The organism is Amycolatopsis sp. cmx-4-61, assembly GCF_046548775.1.
GTDB lineage: Bacteria > Actinomycetota > Actinomycetes > Mycobacteriales > Pseudonocardiaceae > Amycolatopsis.
Genome location: NZ_JAEBEI010000006.1, coordinates 159755 through 180187, shown reverse-complemented (window position 1 = coordinate 180187; position 20433 = coordinate 159755). Strand labels below are relative to the sequence as shown.

Annotated in this window: 18 protein-coding genes and 1 pseudogene; 10 read left to right on the top strand and 9 right to left on the bottom strand. The window is 72.8% G+C overall.

Translation table 11 applies throughout. The annotated features are described in order from the left end of the window. The first annotated feature begins 51 nt into the window (after positions 1-51). Both ACLJOU_RS19800 and ACLJOU_RS19795 read left to right on the top strand, forming a co-directional pair. Complete coding sequence (locus ACLJOU_RS19800) at positions 52-1188, top strand: sensor histidine kinase (RefSeq protein ID WP_410569121.1); 1137 nt, start codon at positions 52-54, stop codon at positions 1186-1188. Next, positions 1185-1853: a response regulator gene (locus ACLJOU_RS19795; RefSeq protein ID WP_410569120.1), complete on the top strand. Its 669-nt coding sequence runs from the start codon at positions 1185-1187 to the stop codon at positions 1851-1853. Before ACLJOU_RS19800 ends, ACLJOU_RS19795 begins: the two co-directional genes overlap by 4 nt. Here the strand turns inward: ACLJOU_RS19795 and ACLJOU_RS19790 are convergent. Then, entirely contained in the window at positions 1826-2854 is a 1029-nt protein-coding gene (locus ACLJOU_RS19790) for a C40 family peptidase (protein ID WP_410569119.1), read from the bottom strand. The two genes, ACLJOU_RS19795 and ACLJOU_RS19790, sit on opposite strands and share 28 nt — an antisense overlap. Before the next feature lie 81 nt (positions 2855-2935). On the opposite strand from ACLJOU_RS19790, the gene ACLJOU_RS19785 reads away from it, so the two are divergent. The 5 genes from ACLJOU_RS19785 to ACLJOU_RS19765 all read left to right on the top strand — a co-directional run bounded on the left by ACLJOU_RS19785 (position 2936) and on the right by ACLJOU_RS19765 (position 6751). Beyond that, positions 2936-3733, top strand: a complete 798-nt coding sequence (locus tag ACLJOU_RS19785) for a biotin--[acetyl-CoA-carboxylase] ligase (protein WP_410569118.1) — start codon at positions 2936-2938, stop codon at positions 3731-3733. Between the two features lie 85 nt (positions 3734-3818). Continuing rightward, the gene (locus tag ACLJOU_RS19780; protein ID WP_410569117.1) at positions 3819-4397 is read left to right on the top strand and encodes a PH domain-containing protein; all 579 of its coding nucleotides are present in this window, start codon (positions 3819-3821) and stop codon (positions 4395-4397) included. Further along, on the top strand, positions 4397-5386 hold the full coding sequence (locus tag ACLJOU_RS19775; protein ID WP_410569116.1) for a hydroxymethylglutaryl-CoA lyase: 990 nt from the start codon (positions 4397-4399) through the stop codon (positions 5384-5386). Before ACLJOU_RS19780 ends, ACLJOU_RS19775 begins: the two co-directional genes overlap by 1 nt. Positions 5387-5501: 115 nt before the next feature. Beyond that, positions 5502-6491 carry a TNT domain-containing protein gene (locus ACLJOU_RS19770; protein ID WP_410569115.1) on the top strand — a complete coding sequence of 330 codons (990 nt, stop codon included), beginning with the start codon at positions 5502-5504 and terminating at the stop codon, positions 6489-6491. Further along, positions 6491-6751, top strand: a complete 261-nt coding sequence (locus tag ACLJOU_RS19765; RefSeq protein WP_003105220.1) for a hypothetical protein — start codon at positions 6491-6493, stop codon at positions 6749-6751. Before ACLJOU_RS19770 ends, ACLJOU_RS19765 begins: the two co-directional genes overlap by 1 nt. 25 nt (positions 6752-6776) lie before the next feature. Here the strand turns inward: ACLJOU_RS19765 and ACLJOU_RS19760 are convergent, their stop codons facing one another. Next, on the bottom strand, positions 6777-10037 hold the full coding sequence (locus tag ACLJOU_RS19760; protein ID WP_410569114.1) for a GH92 family glycosyl hydrolase: 3261 nt from the start codon (positions 10035-10037) through the stop codon (positions 6777-6779). 134 nt (positions 10038-10171) lie between these two features. Beyond that, positions 10172-10957 carry a histidinol-phosphatase gene (gene hisN, locus ACLJOU_RS19755; RefSeq protein ID WP_410569113.1) on the bottom strand — a complete coding sequence of 262 codons (786 nt, stop codon included), beginning with the start codon at positions 10955-10957 and terminating at the stop codon, positions 10172-10174. Between the two features lie 42 nt (positions 10958-10999). On the opposite strand from hisN, the gene ACLJOU_RS19750 reads away from it, so the two are divergent. After that, positions 11000-11695, top strand: a complete 696-nt coding sequence (locus tag ACLJOU_RS19750) for a response regulator transcription factor (RefSeq protein WP_003105231.1) — start codon at positions 11000-11002, stop codon at positions 11693-11695. Positions 11696-11699: 4 nt separating this feature from the next. Further along, positions 11700-12983 (top strand): ATP-binding protein, encoded by a 1284-nt coding sequence (locus ACLJOU_RS19745; protein ID WP_410569112.1) that lies wholly within the window; start codon positions 11700-11702, stop codon positions 12981-12983. 428 nt (positions 12984-13411) lie between these two features. Here the strand turns inward: ACLJOU_RS19745 and ACLJOU_RS19740 are convergent. From ACLJOU_RS19740 to ACLJOU_RS19715, 6 genes and pseudogenes are all read right to left on the bottom strand, one after another. Beyond that, positions 13412-13540: pseudogene (locus ACLJOU_RS19740) on the bottom strand (DNA-binding response regulator); the annotation flags it as partial. Between the two features lie 13 nt (positions 13541-13553). Further along, positions 13554-14396 carry an NAD(P)H-binding protein gene (locus tag ACLJOU_RS19735; RefSeq protein ID WP_410569111.1) on the bottom strand — a complete coding sequence of 281 codons (843 nt, stop codon included), beginning with the start codon at positions 14394-14396 and terminating at the stop codon, positions 13554-13556. A gap of 10 nt (positions 14397-14406) precedes the next feature. Continuing rightward, positions 14407-15696 carry an MFS transporter gene (locus ACLJOU_RS19730; protein WP_410569110.1) on the bottom strand — a complete coding sequence of 430 codons (1290 nt, stop codon included), beginning with the start codon at positions 15694-15696 and terminating at the stop codon, positions 14407-14409. A gap of 234 nt (positions 15697-15930) precedes the next feature. Continuing rightward, positions 15931-16458 carry a GtrA family protein gene (locus tag ACLJOU_RS19725; RefSeq protein WP_410569109.1) on the bottom strand — a complete coding sequence of 176 codons (528 nt, stop codon included), beginning with the start codon at positions 16456-16458 and terminating at the stop codon, positions 15931-15933. A 38-nt stretch (positions 16459-16496) separates the two neighbouring features. Beyond that, the gene (locus ACLJOU_RS19720; RefSeq protein ID WP_410569108.1) at positions 16497-17006 is read right to left on the bottom strand and encodes a GtrA family protein; all 510 of its coding nucleotides are present in this window, start codon (positions 17004-17006) and stop codon (positions 16497-16499) included. A 10-nt stretch (positions 17007-17016) separates the two neighbouring features. After that, the gene (locus ACLJOU_RS19715) at positions 17017-19287 is read right to left on the bottom strand and encodes a sigma-70 family RNA polymerase sigma factor (protein ID WP_410569107.1); all 2271 of its coding nucleotides are present in this window, start codon (positions 19285-19287) and stop codon (positions 17017-17019) included. Between the two features lie 270 nt (positions 19288-19557). On the opposite strand from ACLJOU_RS19715, the gene ACLJOU_RS19710 reads away from it, so the two are divergent. Beyond that, complete coding sequence (locus tag ACLJOU_RS19710; protein ID WP_410569106.1) at positions 19558-20403, top strand: GGDEF domain-containing protein; 846 nt, start codon at positions 19558-19560, stop codon at positions 20401-20403. Positions 20404-20433 lie beyond the last annotated feature (30 nt).

Below are 20433 nucleotides of genomic sequence, written 5' to 3'. Positions count from 1 at the left end.
ATGCTCTTCTCGTGGGAGTTCACCGCGCGCGGACCCGGTTAGGGTGCGTGAGTGAGCCGCGCGCAGGTCGTCGACGGGGTGATCGCCGCCGGGGTCGCGGCGGCGCTGGTGGTCGCCGGGCTGTCCGGTGCCCACCGGAGCGCGGGCCTCGACGTGCTCGGGTACGTCGCGCTCGCGGCCGGCGGGCTGGCGCTGGCCGCGCGCCGCCGGGCGCCGGTCGCCGTGCTGGCCGCGACCGCGGGCTGCGCCCTGGCGTACCAGGCCGCTGGCTTCGAAGTGCCCGTCGTCGCCTACCTCTTCGCCGTGTACGCCGCCGTCCGGGCGGGACACCGGACCGCCGCCATCGTCGCTTCGGTGCTCATGCTGGCCGGGGTCCCGCTCGCGCTCCTGGCTTCCGGCGTGCCGGGCGCCGGCGCGGCGTTCACGCAGTCCCGGGACGTCCTCCAGCTCGCCTGGCTGATCGCCGCCGGGGCGGCGGGGGAGGCGTTGCGCCAGGCCGAGCGCCGCGCCGACGAAGCCGAGCGCACCCGCGAGGAAACCGCCCGGCGGCGCGCGGACGAGGAACGGCTGCACATCGCGCGGGAGCTGCACGACTCGCTCACCCACCAGATCTCCGTCATCAAGGTGCAGGCCGAAGTCGCCGTCCACCTGGCCCGCAAGCGCGGCGAAGACGTGCCCGAGGCCCTCCTGGCGATCCGCGACGCCGGCCGGGACGCGGCCCGCGAGCTGCGTGCGACGCTGGAAGCCTTGCGCGACGACGACAAGAACCCGCCGCACGGGCTCGACGACGTCCCCGGTCTGGTGGACCGCGCCCGCTCCGGCGGTCTCGACGCGCGGCTGACCATCGAAGGACACTGTGCCGACGTGCCCACGGCGGTCGGCCGGACCGCCTACCGAATCGTCCAGGAGGCGCTGACCAACGTCGCCCGGCACGCCGCCGCGGCGAGCGCGTCGGTCCGGATCGACCACCGGCCGGGCACGCTGGTCGTGCGCGTCGACGACGACGGCACCACCGGCGGGACCACCGGCGGGACCACTGGCGGGACCACTGTGGACTGTGCGCCGGGGGTGGGCCTGACCGGGATGCGCGAGCGCGTCACCGCCCTCGGCGGCCGGCTCCACGCCGGGCCGCGCCGCGAAGGCGGCTTCAGCGTCCAGGCCGAACTCCCCGTGGACGGCCAGGCGTGATCCGCGTCCTGCTGGCCGACGACCAGCCGCTGATCCGCAGCGGGTTCCGCGCGCTCCTCGACGCCGAAGCCGACGTCGAGGTGGTCGCCGAGGCGGCCGACGGCGGCGAAGCCGTGACGCTCGCCCGGAAGCACCTGCCGGACGTCGTGCTCCTCGACGTCCGGATGCCGGGCGTCGACGGCCTCGAGGCGACCCGCCGCATCGCCGCGGACCCGGCGCTGGCCGCCGTGCACGTCGTCATCCTGACCAACTACGGCTTCGACGAGTACGTCTTCGAAGCCCTGCGCGCCGGGGCCGCGGGGTTCCTGGTGAAGGACATCCGGCCGGAGGACTTCCTGCACGCCGTGCGCGTCGCGGCCCGGGGCGACGCGCTGCTCGCGCCGTCGATCACCCGCAAGCTGATCGACCGGTACGTCTCGCAGCCGCCGGTGCCCGGAGCGCGGCTGGCGGAGCTGACCAACCGCGAGCGGGAGGCGGTCGCGCTGGTGGCCCGCGGGTTGGCCAACGACGAGATCGCGGCCCGGATGGTGATCAGCCCGCTCACCGCGAAAACGCACGTCAACCGGGCGATGGTCAAGCTGCACGCGCGCGACCGGGCCCAGCTCGTGGTGTTCGCCTACGAGTCCGGGCTGGTGCCTCAGGCCGGGCGGCCCGCGCCCGCGTAGTCGTCGCCCTTCGAGTGGTACGTGTGGATCTGGATGGCCTGGCCCTCGGTCGGGGCGTTGATCATCAGGCCGTTGCCCAGGTACAGGCCCACGTGGTGGATGCGCGTCGCCGGGCTGCCGTAGAACACCAGGTCGCCCAGGCGCGGCTCCTGCGCGGCCGGGACCGGCGGGAGCGCGCGGAACTGGCTGTCCGCCGTCCGCGGCAACGACACCCCTGCGCTGTCGTACGACGCCTTCGTCAGACCCGAGCAGTCGAAGCCCGCCGCGCCCGCGTCCGGGCCGTTGCCGCCCCAGACGTACGGGAGGCCCAGCTGCCCGAGCGCGAAGCGGGTCGCGCGGACCCGCGGGGAGTCCGCCGACGCCGGGTCCAGCGACAGCGTCGCGTACAGCTGGGCCATGCCCAGGACGCGCTGCCGGAACAGCTCCGTGTCACTGCCCGGGTGGAAGGCCGCGATCGCCTTCCACCAGCCCGGGCCCGCGCCCAGGTCGGTGCCGCCCGCGCAGAGGGCGCGCCCGGCCGCGACCGGTGCGTCGGTGCCGTACTTCTTGGTCTGGGCCGCCGTCAGCCCCAGCAGGTTGCCGCCGCCGCGGCCGTGGTTCGACGCCGCCGAGCCGACGCCCGCGAGCGTGACCCACGAGAGGTGGCACGACGGGTCCTCGCTGCGCAGCGCCAGCTCGCCGTTCGCGTAGCCGACGAGCGCGTCCGCGGGGATGTCGAGGGGCCCGGCCAGCTGGTCGGCCCACTGCCGCAACGGGCTCTTGCCGCCCTGGCCGGACGCGCCCTGGCCCGGCTCCTGCGCCTTCACCGGTGCGCTCACTTCGAGGACCGACGGCCCCGGCGCCGCGTCCCGCACCACCGGCAGCGCGGCCGGGGCGGGCGCGGGTTCCGGCGAGCGGTCGGCCAGCAGCCAGCCCGCCGTGACGAGCCCGGCGACGAGCGGCAGCGCGACCAGGCCGCGCAGCGCCGCGCCGCGGGCCCAGGAAGTCTGCTTCGTCGTCACAGGTTCCAACTTAGAAGAGCGCACCTCTTAGTGAACGAGCGAGTAGCTTGCACGTTAGGGGGACTCCCATATTGTGGGCACATGTCCGAGATCGACGCCGGCCGGCTGACCGCGGCGCTCCAAGATCGTTATGCGCGGGTCGACGTCGTCGATCGCACCGGCTCCACGAACGCCGACCTGCGGAAAGCCCTCGAAGAAGGCGCCGCGGACCGGACCGTGCTGCTCGCCGAGGAGCAGACCGCGGGCGTCGGCAGGCGGGCTCGTTCGTGGAGCTCGCCGAAGGGCGCCGGGCTGTACCTCAGCGTCGCCCTCCGGCCGGGTGTCCCCTTCGCGGTGCTCGGCTCGCTGTCCGTCGTCGCCGGGCTCGCCGTCCGGGCGGCCGCGGCGTCCGTCGGGGTGGACGCCGTGCTCAAGTGGCCCAACGACGTCCTCGTCGACGGCGCCAAGTGCGCTGGCATCCTCGCCGAAGCCGTCGCCGGGCCCGACCCCTCGATCGTGCTCGGCATCGGCCTCAACGTCCTGCCGCTCGGCGACGTCCGGCCCGGCCCCGGCGGCCTGCCCGCGACGTCGCTGGCCGAGCAGGGCGCCACGAACACCGACCGCACCGACGTCGCCGTCGCGCTGCTCACCGGGTTCGCCGACCTCGAGCGGCGCTGGCGCCTCGCCGGCGGCGACCTCACCGAGGCCGGGCTGCTCGGCGACTACCGCGCCCACTGCGCGACCCTCGGCCAGGACGTCGAGGTCCAGCTGCCGGACGGGACGTCGCTGACCGGCCGCGCGGCCGACATCGACGCAGCCGGCCAGCTGCAGGTCGACGTCCCGGGCGGGCAGCGGCACACCGTGTTCGCGGGTGACGTGGTGCACGTCCGCCCGGCCTGATCCATCAGGGCGTTGCCCGCACCGGCCGGCCCGCTCGCCGGTACGGTGGGACGACACCGCCGCACCGACCTTGGGAGCGTCCGCCGTGGCTTATCCGGACGATTTGCTCAGCGAGCAAGAGCACGTCGTGGTGCACAGTCACCCGCACTTCAAGATGCTGATCTTCCCGACGCTCGCGCTGCTGGTCACCCTGGGCGCGGGCACCTGGCTGGCGATCCTGGCCGAGAACGCGTCGTCGCCGTGGAACTCGGTCGGGCTGATCGCCATCGGCGTCGTGGCGCTCGTGCTGGTCGTGTGGCTGTTCCTGGCGCCGCTCGTGCGCTGGCGGACCACCCACTTCATCGTCACGACCGACCGCCTGATCGCCCGCGAAGGCGTCCTCAAGCGCACCGGGATCGACATCCCGATGGGCCGGATCAACAGCGTCCAGTTCGAGCACGGCCTGCTGGACCGGGTCTTCGGCTGCGGCACGCTCATCATCGAGTCGGCGTCGGACGAGCCGCTGCGGTTCGAGGACATCCCGCACGTCGAGAAGGTGCACACGGTGATCTACCGCGAGGTCAACGACAACCCCTACGACGACTACCGGCCGGGCGCCCAGCAGACCACGCCCCTGCCGCCCCAGGGCGGCGGCCAGCCGCCGCGTGGCGAGAGACGGCGCTGATGGGCACGCGTGAACTGGGACTGCCCGAGCGGGTCCCCGCGGCGGGTGAGCTGCCGGAGCGGATCACGATCTGGGAGGTCGGCCCGCGCGACGGGCTGCAGAACGAGAAGGCGATCGTCCCGGTCGAGGTCAAGCTGGAGTTCCTCGACCGGCTCGCCGGCGCCGGGCTCACCACACTGGAGGCGACCAGCTTCGTCCACCCGAAGTGGGTGCCGCAGCTGGCCGACGCCGAGCAGCTGCTGGCCCGGCTCGACCGGCGCGAAGGCGTCCGGTATCCGGTGCTGGTGCCGAACGAGAAGGGCCTGAACCGGGCCCTCGAAGCCGGCGTCGAGCACATCGCGATCTTCGCCAGCGCGACGGAGACGTTCGCGCGCAAGAACCTCAATTCCACCCTCGACGATCAGTTCGCCATGTTCGAGCCGGTCGTCACGCGGGCCAGGGAAGCGGGTCTGGACGTCCGCGGCTACCTCTCGATGTGCTTCGGCGACCCGTGGGAAGGCGTCGTGCCGGCGAAGCAGGTCGCCGCGGCCGGCCGCCGCCTCCTGGAGATGGGGTGCACGCAGCTTTCGCTGGGCGACACCATCGGCGTCGCGACCGCGGGCCAGGTCGAAAACCTGATCGGGCTCTTCGGCGACGTCGGTGCGCTGGCCGTGCACTTCCACGACACCTACGGACAGGCGCTGGCCAACACGCTCGCGGCGCTCCGGTGTGGAGTGTCGACTGTGGACTCGTCGGCGGGCGGGCTCGGCGGCTGCCCCTACGCTGAATCGGCCACCGGCAACCTGGCGACCGAGGATCTGGTGTGGATGCTCGACGGGCTCGGCGTCGCCCACGGCGTCGACCTGGACGCGCTGGTGGCGGCCAGCGCGTGGATGGCGGGACAGCTCGGCCGCCCGAGCCCGTCCCGCGTGGTCGCCGCACTGAGCCGCCCGGGGCTTCGCCCCGGGCCGGGGGCTTCGCCACCCGAAGCTCCCGAAAAGAAGCAGTGAGCTGACCTCGGCGCGCCCTCGGAGAAGGGGTGCGGTATCAAGGGGGACCGGCAGCGCCGCGGCCGCGTCGAACAGCGTGTGCCCCGCCGGGCACCGACCGAGCCGGAGGATGGGTGTGACCGAGCCTTCCGAGGCGGGCTCCGAACCGGTCGAGGCCGACCTCGACACCGGGCCGGTGCAGCTGCCCGGGTACGGCCTGGCGGATCCGGGCGCCTTCGAAGAGGCGCCCACCCCGCCCTCGGGCAACCCCGCGCCGTGGCCGCACGCGGTGTCGCCGCTGCTGCCGCCGTTCCCGCTGCCCCCGCCCGCCCCGCCGACCCCACCCCCGCTGCCGCCGCCTCCGCCTCCGCTCCCGCCGCCGATAGCCGGGCCGCCGCCGGTGGCGGGCCCGCCGCCGAACCCGGGTTCACCCGTGCCGCTGCCCCCGCTCGGCTCGCCGCGCACGGAACGGGAAAGCATCGTCGCCCTGTTCCTGGTGCACATGTTCCCGATCGGGCACCTGCCGGTGGCGATGGACAAGCCGGCGCGTCAGCTGCCGCTGCCCGAGGACCCCGACGGCTTCCCGCCGAACGACCACCCGGACGCCCGGCTGATCTTCGACGACCAGGCCCTGACCAACGTCACCGCCGGGTTCCGCCGGTCGCCGACGGCCCCGCCGCGGCCGGTGCCGCGGCACCTGACCGCGGGGTACGTCCCGTACGCGCGGGCGACGCAGGCGGTGTGGATCCGCCGGTTCGTCGTCGGGCACAGCGAACTCGGCCCCGAGTACGCCTGGCCGCCGGGCGAGCAGTTCCCGGAGAGCAGCGTGGACTGGCCCGAGCCGGTGATGGTCCCGGCCGACACGGTCCTCGACCGCTTCGGCCCGGCGTACGGGCGGGTGCTGTACGAGGACGGCACGCCGTTCGCCGAACGCTCCCTGCCGCCCGCGACACTGGACGCCGAGTACCGCCGGTACGTCGTGGTGCGCAAGGTGCCGATGTGGCGCTCGGAGACCGCGAACTGGTTCGGCCAGGTCGGCGGCGGCACCCGGTACCGTGCCCTGCTGGCGGCCGACGAACTGGTGACCCTCGGCTACCTCGCCGAGGCCAAGGGGGAAGAGGACTGATGAACACCCAGTCGATCCAGCGGTGGCTCGGCGTGCTGGGCGTGCCGCCGGAGGTCGTCTCGCTCGGCGCCGAGGTGGACAACGCCTGGTGCCTGATGCAGGGCGAGGACGAGGCTTGGGAAGTGTTCTGGCGCGAGCAGGGCAACCGCTACGACTGGGCGCGGTTCACCAGCGAACAGGTGGCGTGCCACTACCTCTTCGGCCGGCTGGCCTGGGCGCAGGTCGCCCGCGGCGCCGTCGGCCTGCTGCCCGGGTCGTGACGGACGCACGACCCGGGCAGGCCGGTCAGCTCACCGCGTAGGTGAAGATGTGCGCCTGACCCGCGCCGGTCGACGCGGGCAGGGTCAGTGACTTGACCTGCTTGGCCGGGTCGAGGGCGATCGGGGCCGTCGCGAACAGGTACGACGTGTACGGCCGCTGGAGCCGGAACATGTACCGCGGGAACGCCGAGTTCACGTACGGGACCGTCGCGACCACCGTGTTCCCGAACTGCGGCGTCTCCGCACCACCCTTGAGCAGCCACTCCGACAGACCCAGCGAAGCAGCTTGCGTCGACCCGTCGGTGTAGGTGACGGTCACCGTGCCCTGGGCGTCCGCGCCGGTCGCCGCGCCGAGGAACGACAGCTTCGCCGCACCCTTCGGCGCGTCCACCGCAAGCGTTTGCCCCGCCGCGATCACGTTGTCCGGCGATCCCACCGGGCTCGACGGCCAGCGGAACCGCTGCCCGTTCGCCGTCACCGTCGCGCCGGGCGTGATGCCGTGGGCCGCGAACCCCTGCGCCGAGTAGGAGAACACGAACCCGCCCGGGTAGAGGTCGGTTTCGCCGAAGTCGCCGTACTGGACGAGCTTGTCGTCCGTGACGCCGACGTTCGTGTTCGCCGCGTGCAGCGTCCCCGGCCGCCCGACGGTCACCGGCAGGTACGCGGGCACCGGCTGCCCGCTGAAGGTCACCGGCACGCTCGTGTACGCGTCGGGCGTCCCGGCCGCCGCGGTGATCCGCACCTGCTGCGACGCCGTCCCGTGGGCGCCGACGGTGAGCGTCCCGCTCGACGGCGTCACGGTGATCCCGGCCGGCGGCTTCGCCTGCCACGACACCGTGCCGGCGCCGGTGATGCACTCGGCGGTCACCGTGGCGCTCGTGCTCCCGCCGGGTGCGACCACCACCCGGCCCGGACCCGTTCGCCCGCGCACCGGGACTTCACCGTCGCGGAACGACGGCGGCGCGTCGGCCTTCCCGGCGCCCCAGGACGTCGGCGACGTCCCCAGCGTGAAGTCCAGCCGTCCGCCGTTCAGCGCGAACGACTCGGGCAGCCACGGCTTCGTGCTCGGCTCGCCGTTGACCCGGAGGTGCTGCACGTACTTCACCGAGCTGGACGCGCCGGGCGCGGTGATCGTGATCCGCTGCCCGGTCGCCCGGGTCAGCGTGATCTTCGGGAACAGCGGACTGGCCAGCACCAGCTCGGCGCGCCCGGGCGCCTCCGGGTACATCCCGAGCGCGGCGAAGACGTACCACGCCGAGGTCGCCCCCAGGTCGTCGTTGCCGGGCAGGCCGTCTTCGGTCGGCTTGAAGAGCAGCTCCGCCGAGCGCCGCACGATGTCCTGCGTCTTCGACGGCGCACCCGCGTAGGCGTACTCCCACGGCACCTCGAACGACGGCTCGTTCGCCATGAACGCGTACGGCGAATTCGCGTCGCTGTTCAGCTTCGTGAAGAAGAAGTCGAGGCGCTTCTTGACGGCGTCGTCGCCGCCCATCGCGTCGAAGAGGCCGCGGACGTTGTAGGGCACCATCCACGTGTACTGGGCCGCGTTCCCCTCCTGGTAACGCATTTCCTGGTACTGCGCGGGGTCGAACGGCGAGAGGAACTGCCCGTCGCGCATCCGCGTCTGCAGGTAGCCCGTCGCCGGGTTGTAGACGTTCTCCCAGTACTGCGCCCGGCTCATGAACTGCCGGTGGGTCCGGGCATCACCGAGCCGCTGGGCGAGCTGGGCGATGCCGAAGTCCGCCGTCGTCTCCTCGAGCATGTCCGAGACGTTGTTCGGGTGGTAGCCCAGCGTCCGGTAGTCCGACAGCCCTGGCCGTTCGAGCGCGCGTTCGCCGGCCTGCTGGACGCGGGTGGCGCCGGTGACCATGGACTTCAGGGCACTGCGGGCGTCGAAGTCCGTCGCGCCGAAGGCGTAGGTGCTGGCGATGATCGAGTGGTACGGATCGCCGCCCATCACGCCCATGAAGTCGTTGTTCTGCGACCAGCGGTCCCAGATCCCGCCCGCCTGGTCGGCCTGGTTGAGCATCGACTGCGCCATGTCGGCGGCTTCGTGCGGGGCGAGCAGAGACAGCAGCTGAACCTCGTCGCGGTAGGTGTCCCAGCCGGAGAAGTTCGCGTACTGCGCGTGTCCCGGTTTCGCGCGGTGGACCGCCTTGTCGAAGCCGGCGTAACGACCGTCCACATCGGAAAAGACGTTCGGCTGCAGGAGCGTGTGGTACAGCGCGGTGTAGAACGTCCTCGTGGCCGCGTCCGTGCCGCCTTCGACGGTGATCTGCCGCAGCCGGTCGTTCCAGGCCCGGCGCGCCGCGTCCCTGACCGCGTCGAAGGAGGCCCCGTGCTGCTCGGCGGCGAGGTTCAGCCGCGCACCCGCGGCGTCCACATAGGACAAGCCGACGCGCACCTGCACCGGCGTCGCCGGGTCGAAGGTCAGGTAGGCGCCGGAGCCGCCCTCGGCGGTGACGACCTGCTTGTCCCACGTCGTCTTGCTCAGGTCGCCGCCGCGCGCGCTGGTGCCGCCCGGTGTCACGGTCGCGTCCTGCCAGGTCCCGGACGTGCGGAACGGCTGGTCGAAGGCGGCGGTGAAGTAGACCTTGTACGTGTTGGGGCCGCGGCAGAAGTGCCCGCTCGACACCCAGCCTTCGACGGTCCGCCGCGCCGGGTCGACGGTGACCGAGGCGTCGTCGCTGCCCATCGCGGACTGGGCGACGTCGATCAGCAGCGTGGCGGGGGAGTCCTTCGGGAACGTGAAGCGGCCCAGGCCGGACCGCTGGGTCGTGGTCAGCTCGGTGGTGACGCCCGAGTCCGTCGTCACCTTGTAGTAGCCGGGCGACGCCGATTCGTTCGCGTGGCTGAACGTGGGGAAGTACCTGGTCGCGTCGACGGCGGGCGAAGTGGTGATGTTCCCGGCGAACGGCAGGAACGGGACGTCGCCGGCCGCGCCGCCGCAGCCGGCGCCGTTGAAGTGGGTGAGGCTGAAGCCGCGGAGCTTGGTTTCCTCCCAGGCGTACCCGCCGTCGCGGTCGCGGGCGTAGTAGCGGCCCTGGCCGGCGGGCGGCTTGGGCTGCAGCGGCGTGTCGGGGCTCCACTGCACCATGCCGAAGGGGACGTCGGCGCCGGGGAACGTGTCGCCGGCGTAGGTGTTGGTCTCGGGCGTGTCGCCGGCCTTGGCGCCGACGAACGGGTTGACGTAGGCGGCGAGGTCGTGGTGCTGGGTGGCGGCGGCCGCGGGCGCGGCCGCCGTGACGAGGGGGACGATCAAAGCCGCGGTGACGACTCTGCGCATGCTCTTCCTCCCGGGGTGAGCGGGCCGCCCGCGTTGACAACGTTGTCAACGGACCGGGTGACCCGGCGAGCACCCGGAGTGAACCACCGCGGGTTCGGACCGGTCAAGAAGTGCCCGCCGAGCGGCCTACCCGGTTACCTCTTGAGGATCGCCAGCGCCTCGTCGTGGAGCCGTCCGTTCGTCGACAACGCGCTGCCGTTGTCGTACCGCGCGAGGCCGTCGAGGTCGCTGAAGCGGCCGCCGGCCTCGGTCACGATGACCTGCGCGGCGGCGACGTCCCACGGGTTCACGACGCACTCCGCGGCGACGTCGATGGCGCCCTCGGCCACCAGGACGTGGTGCCAGAAGTCGCCGAACGCGCGGGTCTCCCAGCACGCGTCCACCAGGCCGAGGTACTTCTCGCGCGAGTGGTGCTCGACCCACGAGTTCAAGTCCGTTGTGGACAGATAAGCGTCCGAAAGGGACGAAACCTTCGAAACGGCCAGCCGGCGGGTCCCGGCCGAGTCGCTCGAGAACGCCCCGGCGCCCTTGGCCGCCCACCAGCGGCGGCCCAGCAGGGGCGCGCTGATCAGGCCGACGACCGGGTCGCCGTCGGCCACCAAGGCGATGAGCGTCGCCCAGACGGGTACACCTCGGAGGAAGTTCTTGGTGCCGTCGATCGGGTCGAGCACCCACGCGCGGCCCGTCGCGGCCGTGCCGCCCCGCTCCTCGCCGAGCACGGCGTCGTCCGGGCGTTCCGCGGCCAGCAGGGCGCGGATCGCGTCCTCGACCGCGGTGTCGGCGTCGGTCACCGGGGTGCGGTCGGGCTTGCGCTCCACCGCCAGGTCCAGGGCGCGGAACCGCGCCGTCGTGATCCCGTCGGCGGCGTCGGCCAGCCGGGTGGCGAGAGCCAGATCATCTTCGTAGCCAGGCACGGTCACGATGTTTTCACGCCCGTGCGCCGTAGAGTTGGCCAGGTGAGCATGGTCCTACTTGCCGAAGACGATCCGGCCATCGCCGAACCGCTCTCCCGCGCCCTCGAACGCGAGGGATACGAGATCCACGTCGTGACCGACGGTCCTTCGGTGCTCGACGCCACCGCCGCGCAGCGCGTCGACCTGCTCGTGCTCGACCTCGGCCTGCCCGGGATGGACGGTCTCGAAGTCTGCCGCCGGCTGCGCGCGGGCGGCACCGAGCTGCCCGTGCTGATGCTCACCGCCCGCACCGACGAGGTCGACTTCGTCGTCGGCCTGGACGCCGGCGCCGACGACTACGTCGCCAAGCCGTTCCGGCTCGCCGAGCTGCTCGCCCGGATCCGTGCGCTGCTGCGCCGCCGGGTGCCCGAGGTCCTGGAGGCCGGCGGGGTGCGGATGGACCTCGGCGCCCGGCTGGTCACCGTGGACAACCACGAGGTGCAGCTGGCGAACAAGGAGTTCGAACTGCTGCGCGTGCTGATGAGCCGGGCCGGCCAGGTGGTCAGCCGCGACGAGATCCTCGCCGAGGTGTGGAACGACCTGGAGTCGAAGACGTCGAAGACGCTCGACATGCACATGTCGTGGCTGCGGCGGAAGCTCGCCATCGCCGCCGACGAGGCCGCGGGGCGGACCAGCAAGACCCACGACGGCGAACGGCGGATCGCGACCGTCCGCGGCGTCGGCTTCCGCTTCAACGCCGAATAAGCCCGTGCGCCGCCGCATCCTGCTGGCCATCCTGCTCGCCGTCGCGGTCAGCGCGGTGGTGCTGGGCATCCCGCTGGGCATCGTGGCGAGCTGGCAGATCGAGTCGAGCTACCGCGAGACGCTCGCGGAGAACGCCCGCGCGGCGGCGGCGATCCTGGACACCGAGATCGCCAACGGCCAGGAGATCGATCTGGACCAGGTGCGCGCGGCCGTCCCGGCGAACGGGCTGCTGACCGTCCGGGCCAGCGGCCAGACCGAGAAGCGCTACGGGAGCAGCCCGGGCGCCGACACCGTGAAGGAGTCGGCCGACCTCGCTCGCGACGGCAAGGTGGAGATCGCCGTCCCGGCCGGCCCGATGCACGAGCGGCAGACGACGGTGACGCTGGTCGTCGTGCTGCTGGTGCTGCTGTCGGTGGCCACCGGCGCGGTGGTGGCGATCGCGACGGCCCGGCGGCTCGCGAAGCCGCTGCGGCACGTGGCCGAACGCGCGGCCCGCCTCGGCGGCGGCGACTTCCGCCCCGACCCGAGCCGTTACGGCGTCGGCGAGCTCGACATGGTCGCCGAGGCGCTCGACGCGTCCGGCACCGCGCTGGCCCAGCTGGTGCAGCGGGAGCGCCAGCTCGTCGGGGACGTTTCGCACCAGCTGCGCAGCCGCTTGACGGCGTTGCAGCTGCGGCTGGAGCCGCTCACGGTGCACCCGGACGAGGAGGTCGCCGACGAGTCGAAGGCGGCCCAGGAGCAGGCGGACAGGCTCGCCGAAGCGCTGGACGAGCTGCTGGCGGCGGCCCGCGCGGCGCGCGAGGTCGGCGCGGAACCGGTGGACCTGCCGACCCAGCTCCCGGAGATGGCGCAGGAGTGGCGAGAGCTGCTTCGCTCGGAGGGCCGCAACCTGCGCACGCGGGTGGCCGACGGCCTGATGGCGCGGGCCACCCCGGGCCGGCTCCGCGAGGTCATCGGCGTGCTGCTGGACAACGCACTGCGCCACGGCTCGGGCACGGTGACGCTCACCGCCCGCCGCGGCGACGCGGAGGGCACGGTGGTGATCGAGGTGAGCGACACGGGCCCGGGCGTCCCGGACGAGCTGGCGCCCCACATCTTCGAGCGCGGCTTTTCCGGCGGCGGCTCGACGGGCGTGGGCCTGGCGCTGGCGCGGGCCCTGGTCGAGGCGGACGGCGGTCGCCTCGAGCTGTCGAACCGCCGTCCGGCGGTGTTCAGCTTGTTCCTGAAGGTGCCGCGCCCGAGCGATGTGCCCGAGGTGCGGTGGCCGGCCGAGCGCGTCCCGCGGTAGGCGACAGATCACGCGCAATGCGCTCGGTTCGATGACGATTGTTTTTCGGGCTGGTCGCGTAACGCCGTCTTCTGCCTCGGCGACTTGGTGGCTATCTCGAATCGCCGCCGGAAGGGCAGGCAACCGGCCGGCTCTCCGATTCGGCGGCAATTTGCCAAGGAGTGGTCACGATGACGAACGTGAAGGTCCGCTGCCCGCACTGCCACCGGGAAACCTGGGTTCGCAAGGGGTACAACGACCCGTGCGAATACTGCGAGAAAATCATCTTCCAGGACTAGGCGGAGGTCGGCGAGGAATGGGAGTGGCGGACGTGATCGCCGGGTGGCGATCACGTCCGCCGACCGGCCGGACGCGTCCCGCGGTAGGCGGGACGCGCCCGGTCGCCTCCCGCAACGCCATATTGGCGAACGCCGGCTCGGTGGCCGGCGGTAGCCCCGGGCCCCGGCGCGCATCGCCGCGAAGACCGGCTCGCTTTCGTCCGCCATCGTCAGCATCAGCCCGCCGGTGCCCGGGTTCGCGGCCACGATGTGCCGGGTCGCCTGGATCCCGGACAGATCGGCCTCCGGAACGTCACTCGCGGTACGCGGACGCGTTCTCCCGCGCCCAGGCCGCGAAGGTCAGCGGCGGCCGGCCGAGCAGCCGCTCGACGGTGTCGAAGACGACGTGCTCGTGCGCACCGGACTCGCGCTTGAGCGCGAAGAAGCCGTCGACGGCTTCGGCTGGCCAGCCGAACTGTCGCACCATGCGCTCGCGAGCCGCGCTTTCGGGCTCTTCGACGTACTTCACGGGACGGCCGATCGCCTCGGACAGGACGGCGACCTGCTGTTCGGTGGTGAGGGCTTCGCCGCCGGTGAGCTCGTAGGTCGCGCCTTCGTGGCCGGACGTCGTCAGCGCGAGCGTCGCGACCGCGGCGATGTCGCGCACGTGCACCAGCGCCGAGGCCGGATCGCCTTCGGGCACGTACACGGCGTTCTCTTCGCGGATGGTGCCGAGCCAGGCGAACCGGTTGTCCATGAAGGCACCGGGCCGCAGGATCGTCCACGCCGGCCCGGCTTCGCGGATCGCCTGCTCGGCCTCGGCGTGCGTCCGGGTGATCGGGTCGGTCTGTCCGAAGTGGACGCCCGTGGTGGACAGCTTGACGAGGTGGGAGACGCCGGTCTGGGCGGCCGCCTGCGCGACGGCCGCTTCCCGGTCGGCGCTGTGCCCCTGGGTCAGGACGAACACGCGGTCCGTGCCGTCCAGCAGGGGGGCGAGATCCGAGGTGTCGAGGTCGCCGCGGACCACTTCGGCGCGCGGGTCGATCCGGGCCTTCGCCGGGTCGCGGGTCAGGGCGCGGACGGCGGCACCGGCGTCGAGCAGGGCGGGGACGAGGGCGCGGCCGACCTTGCCGGTGGCGCCGAGGACGAAGATCATCGTGGTTCTCCTAGCGGGAAAGCGGGACGTGGGGGAGCGCGAACGCCGTGACGAGGGCGAGCGCGAGGACCGGCAGCAGCGCGAGGAACACGCCGTGGGTGCCGGCCTGGTAGGCGAACCCGAGTGCGACCGGGCCGAGGGCCGAGCCGAGCGCGCGGGCGAGGTTGACGCCGGCGGCGACCGCGCCGCGGTCGGCCGGCGGGGCGGTGTTCTGGGTGGCCATGGCGAGCACCTGCAGGTTCAGCCCGGCGGCGACGCCGAAGACGACCAGGCAGCCGAGCGCGGCCGGCAGGCCGTCCAGGGTGAGCAGGCCGAGCACCGCGAGCAGGCCGAGCGCCATGCTCGACCGCGGTGCCCAGCGGTACGCGCCGGTGCGGGCGATGACCCTGCTCGCGACGAGCGAGGCGACGGACACGGCGAGCGTCATCGGCAGCAGCCGCAGCCCGCCTTCCGCCGGACCGGCGTCGGCCTGCAGGAAGACCGCGATGTAGTTGACCGACCCGAGGAACGCGAACCCGGCGAGCACGCTGAGCAGCACCGAAACGGTGAACGTCCGGTCGCGGAACAGCCGCAGGGGCAGCACCGGCGCTTCGGCTCGCCGTTCGACGAACACGAACCCGACGGCCGCGGCCGCACCGACGGCGATCGACCACGGCGTGAGCAGCGTGAAGCCGGTGATCGCCGTGCCGAGCAGGACCACGCCGGGGAAGTCGAACGGTGCTTCCCGACGCCGTTTCGGCAGGTCGAGCGCCTGCAGGCCGGCGAGGGCGACGAGCCCGAGCGGCAGGTTGACCAGGAAGATCGACCGCCAGCCGGCGATTCCGGTGAGCAGGCCGCCGACGACCGGACCGGCGAGCGAGGCGACGGCGAAGCAGATCGAGAACCAGCCGAAGTACTTCGCGCCTTCGCGAGGCGTGAACATCTCGCCGAGCGAAGCGCCGACGGAGACGAAGAGGCCACCGGAGCCGGTGCCCTGGAGGACGCGCCCGGCGATCAGGAACGCGGCCGACGGCGCCAGGCCGCAGGCGAGCGAGCCGAGCAGGAAGAGACCGAGCGCGCCCAGGAGCACGCGTTTGCGGCCGAAGACGTCGCCGAGCTTGCCGTACAGGGGTGCGGTGGCGCTCCCGGCGAGCAGGTAGGCGGTGGTGACCCAGGCGTAGGCGCCGGTCCCGCCGAACTCGGCGGCGATCCGGGGGAGCGCGGTGGCGACGACCTGGGCGTCGAGCATCGCGAGAAAAACGGACAGGAACAGGCCCGCGAGGGCACGGTTGAGGGCGCGCTGAGGCGCGATGGTGCTCAAGAAGAAGTCCTTGGTTCGTCAGAAGGGACGAGAGATGCGGACGCGCGGGAAAACGCGTCCCGTCGAGCCGGGAAAAGGTTCCATCGTCATCCGCGGACGGATGCGACCTCTTCGCGCTCGGAAACCACCTCGAATCGTCCCGCTCGCCCGGCCGAACCCGGACGGCGTCCTTTGCGGAGGAACACTGACGAGGATGACAGTAGACAACTACATGTCAAAGTGCAAGGAGTTTTCTCAGGGGAGGCGGGTGACCTGGTCGCTGTCCCGCCGCCGCTCGCCCAGTTCGTCCGGGAACACCCACTTCTTGAAGCCCCAGAAGCGGAAGAACATGGCCAGCAGCATGCCGATGATCGAGCCGCTCAGGAAGTCCGCGACCTCCTGGACCAGGAACGTCACGTGCGGGACTTCGAGGTCGAGCACGTACCGCGAGACGATCAGCGGGATCAGGTTCACGCCGACGGCGATGCCGCTGATGACGAAGAACAGGGCGGCTTCGTGGTGCCGCTCGCGCCCGCCGCGGGTCCGGAAGGACCACTCGCGGTTGAGGATGTAGGACACGATGGTCGCGACGATGATCGCGATCGCCTTCGCCGTCGTCGGTTTCGGCTCCAGCACCGTGAGCTTGAGCGCGTACCAGACGCCGTTGTCGACCAGGAACGTCGTGCCGCCCACGATCGCGAACTTCAGCAGCTCCCGGTGCTTGATCAGCACCGAACGCAGTGGCTCCGGCGTGCGCTTGAGCACGGTTTCCACAACGGTCACACCACGCAGTCTAGGAGCAACGCGCGTTGACCTGTGGTTCAGGCGGCCTTGCTGTCGTGATTGTCCGGATATTGCGCAGCGTCGGCGGGCGCCGTGCGCAGGCGGCCGCCGACGTCGGGGAAGACCCACTTCTTGAAGGCCCACCACCGGAACAGCGTGCCCAGCAACGTGCCGACGACGATGCCGCTGACGAAGTCGGCCACCTCGACGCCGAACGGTGACAGCCGCGGTGCCTGCAGGTCCAGCACGTACCGCGAGAACCACTGCGGCAGCGCGTTCAGGCCCAGCGCGATGCCGCTGAGCAGGAAGAACAGCGCGGCCTCGTGCGCCCGCTCCCGGCCGCCGCGGGTGCGGAACGACCACTCGCGGTTGGCGACGTAGGAGAAGATCGTCGCGACGAGAACGCCGACGATCAGGGCCGTCACCGGGTGGGTCCGCAGCACGGTGAACTTCAAGCCGTAGTTCACGGACATCGTGATCACGAAGCTGATCCCGCCGACGACGGCGAAGCGGAGGAGCTCGCGATGCTTCGTCAGCAGCTCGCGCACCGCGCGGACGCTACCCGGTCAACCAGCCGAAGGCCTTCTCGGGGCTGACCGTCGGCGGCTTGGCGCCGGAGCTCCCGCGGGCGGGCGGCGGAGCGCTCGTCGTGGTCGTCGACACCGGCGGCTCGACCGTGGGCTCCTCCTTGGTCGTCACCGGCGGCTTCGGCTTCGTGGGCGTCGGCTTCGGCTTGCCCGGCGTCGGTGTGTGGACGGACGGGAGCGTCGGGAGTGACGGAAGGGTCGGCGTCGAGGGCACCGGGTCCGTGCCGCACCAGTGGAGCCAGCAGCCGAAGTCCACGGTCACCGGCGGCGCCGACGCCCGGCCGAGCCTGGCGTTGATCGTCACGCGGCCGTCGTTGGGCCGGCCCAGCAGCCGCACCCACAGGTTGACGTGCCGGCCCGGCGCCACCGCGCTCTTCGTCGTGCAGCTCGCGCGTTCGTCGGTCGTCGTGCAGGGGAAGCCGCTCAGGCTCCACCACTGCCCGAGCGGGGCGTCGAAGGTGACCGTGACCGGCTTGGTCGTTTCGCCGGTGTTGCGGACCCGCACGTACACCAGCGGGCTGTGGTTCCACGGGAACGCCGAGAGCCCGTCGCCCTGCGCCTCCAGGACCACGGCGTCCCGCGGCAGCTTCACGGTGACCTTGACGCTCACCTTGACGGAGATCCGCACGCCGGCCGTGACCGATCCGGTGACCGTGCCGCCCTCGGCGTCCGCGTCGGCCTCCAGGCGGAAGTTCAGCGTCGCGCTCTGGCCCGGCTGCAGGCCCGCACCGGTCTTGCAGGTGACCGTGCCCTCGCCGCGGGGACAGTTGACCGAGACGGGGTCGGCGGCCTGCGCGCGGGCTATCGGCGCCCCGCCACCGCCGGTGTCGACCGCGCGGACCCCGCGGGGCAGGTTCAGCGCGACCGCCACCGGCTCGGACACGCTGCCGCCGTCGTTGCGCACGGTGATCGGCACGTTCGTCGCGGTGCCCGGGCTGAGCTCGACGCCGCCGGACGGGGTCGTCGCCGACATCGACGGCGGTGCCGGGACGGGAGGCGCCGGCGGCGGTGCCGGAGCGGGCGGGGCCGGCGGGGCGACCGGCGGCGGCGCGGGCTCGACCGACGGTGCCGCGGGAGGTGCCGCCGGCGGTGCCGGGGGCTGCGGTGCTGGGGACTGCGGTGCCGCCGGTGGCTCGACCGGCGGAGCGGCGGTCGGAGCCGGTGGCTGCGGCTTCGGGGCCGGCGGCTGGACCTGCTGGGCCGGCGGCGGCTGTTGCGCGGCGACCGGGATCTCCTGCGTCCCGCCGCCCGCGGTGAGTGCGATGACGACGGCGGCGACGATCGCCGTGCCGGAAGCGGCGACCCCGGCGAACTGGCGGGGTCCCGCGGCGGCGGCGCCCGCGGCCGCGCCGCCCTTGCCCCCGGCCGCGGCACCGGCGGCTCCGGCGGTCCCGGCGGCGGCCGCGCCCGCGGTGGCCGCGCTCGCCTTCGCCGCACCGATGGTCGCCAGGTAGCCCAGCGCGGCGCCGCCGAGGACGATCGGGGCGATGACCGCGCGCAGGCCGCCGTTGACGTCCGCCAGTTCCGCGGCCAGCGCCCGGCACTTGGCGCACTCGTCGAGGTGGCTCTCGACCTGGGCGCGCTCCCGCTTCGACAGCCCGTCGCGGGTCCACGCGCCGAGCCGCTCCGCGCACGCCCGGCAGCGTTCTTCGGCGTTCTGCTGCAGGTGGACCTGCAGGTAGGCCTGCCGGAGGCCTTCACGGGCGCGGTAGGCGAGCGCGGAGACGCCGTTCGCGGTCAGGCCCAGCAGCGGCGCGACCTCGGCCGGGCTCTGCTGCTCGATCTCGGTGTGCCAGAGCACCGCCTGCCAGCGCTCCGGCAGCCGCGCGAACGCCTGGGCGGCCATCGTCCGCTCGAGCCCCGCGACGGCGGTGTCGGAAAACGGCACGGTCAGCGCCTCGGCCGCGGCCCCGCCGACCTCGGTCATGTCCTCGTTGAGGTCGACCCGGCGTTCCTTGCGCGTGCGGTCGTACGCGGTGTGACGCAGGGCGGTCAGCAAGTACGCCCGGAAGGCTGTGTCCGGGCCCTTGCCACCACGGAGCGTGTCCAGCACCTTGGCGAACGCCTCGGACACGAGGTCGTCGGCCTCGGAGCTCGAGCGGGCCAGCTGACGGGCCAGGTTGCGGGCCGCACCGGTGTGCCGTTCGTAGAGCGTCCCGTACGACGCGATCTTCCCGGAGCGGACCTCCGCGATCAGCTCGGCGTCACTCTTTCCGCTGAGATCGGCGGGAACGGTGGACACGGCACTCCTCGGTCGGCTAGAGCCAGGACCTGCCATTACAGGCCGATCCGGGACGCGAGACAAGTGTGACTGACCCACCCTCGACCGTCACGTTGTGGTCCGGGTGATGACTCCGACGGCGGAGCAAAATCACCCACCCCCGGGCCGGTGCGGGGAAAAGCTTCACGACAAAAACCGGTCAGTACGCGTCACGGTGTCCTCCGGGGTACGTCCTCATCGTGAAGCACTCGACAAGATCGACACGAACCGGACGAAAGGAGCGGGTGGCCAGTGGATGCTCCGGCTGCGCAACCCGGCTCCGGTGACTCCCCGCTCACGCCGGCCGAGCGTGACGCGTCCCTGCGCGAGCTGCGGGCGCGCTGGCGCACGGCCAGCCTCGCCGCCGGCTGGCGGTTCCCGAGCGACTGGGCGCTGCCCGAGGTCGACGCCGTCTGCGCGGCGGTGATGGCCAAGGGCGGTGTCGAGGCCGCCGAAACCGCGCTGGCCGGGCTGGCCAGGGCCCGCGCCGCGGCGGGGGCGGGACTGGCCGAAACCCTCGCCGACCTCGCCGCGCTGCACGCGGTGCTGGGCCACGGCGGCGACGGGTTCGTCGCGCCGGACGTCGACGCCACGCCGGCGCGGCTGCTCCGGACCACCGCCCTGGCCTGGGCGGACGTCGCCACCGACCAGCTCGTGCACACCGAGGTCGCCGACCCGCTGACCGGCCTGCCCACCGCCGCCTACCTGCGCACGCGGCTCGAGGAGGTCTACCGCGCCGCCGCCGCGGGTGGCCGGCCGGCCGCCGACGACCACGTGCTGCTGGTCGTCTCCCTCGACCTCACCGCCGTCGCGGGGTTCCCGCGGCTGACCGGGATGATCCTGGTCGCGGACGCGCTGCGGACGGTGTTCGACAGCGGGCAGAGCGTCGCTTCGCTGGGGCCGTCCGTCGTCGCCGCCCTGGTCCCGAAGGACGAGCGGGTCGCTTCACACGGCGTCGCGCTGCGAAGGGCGTTGCACGAGCGGCTGTCGGTCGACACGCAGCTGGCGGACGTCGGCCGGCCGCGCGTCTCGGTGGTGCGGCTGCCGGCGACCCACGAACTGGCCTGCGACCTGCTGGCCCAGCTGGCGCGCGCGTAGAACATCGGAAAAGTCCGGTTCCGCCAGGAC

What these genes read in the sequence shown, in the direction of transcription:
- ACLJOU_RS19785 (WP_410569118.1), top strand. Translation starts at nt 2,936, where the DNA reads ATGTCCGAGATCGACGCCGGCCGGCTGACCGCGGCGCTCCAAGATCGT.
- ACLJOU_RS19775 (WP_410569116.1), top strand. Translation starts at nt 4,397, where the DNA reads ATGGGCACGCGTGAACTGGGACTGCCCGAGCGGGTCCCCGCGGCGGGT.
- ACLJOU_RS19765 (WP_003105220.1), top strand. Translation starts at nt 6,491, where the DNA reads ATGAACACCCAGTCGATCCAGCGGTGGCTCGGCGTGCTGGGCGTGCCG.
- ACLJOU_RS19760 (WP_410569114.1), bottom strand. Translation starts at nt 10,037, where the DNA reads ATGCGCAGAGTCGTCACCGCGGCTTTGATCGTCCCCCTCGTCACGGCG.
- ACLJOU_RS19750 (WP_003105231.1), top strand. Translation starts at nt 11,000, where the DNA reads ATGGTCCTACTTGCCGAAGACGATCCGGCCATCGCCGAACCGCTCTCC.
- ACLJOU_RS19735 (WP_410569111.1), bottom strand. Translation starts at nt 14,396, where the DNA reads ATGATCTTCGTCCTCGGCGCCACCGGCAAGGTCGGCCGCGCCCTCGTC.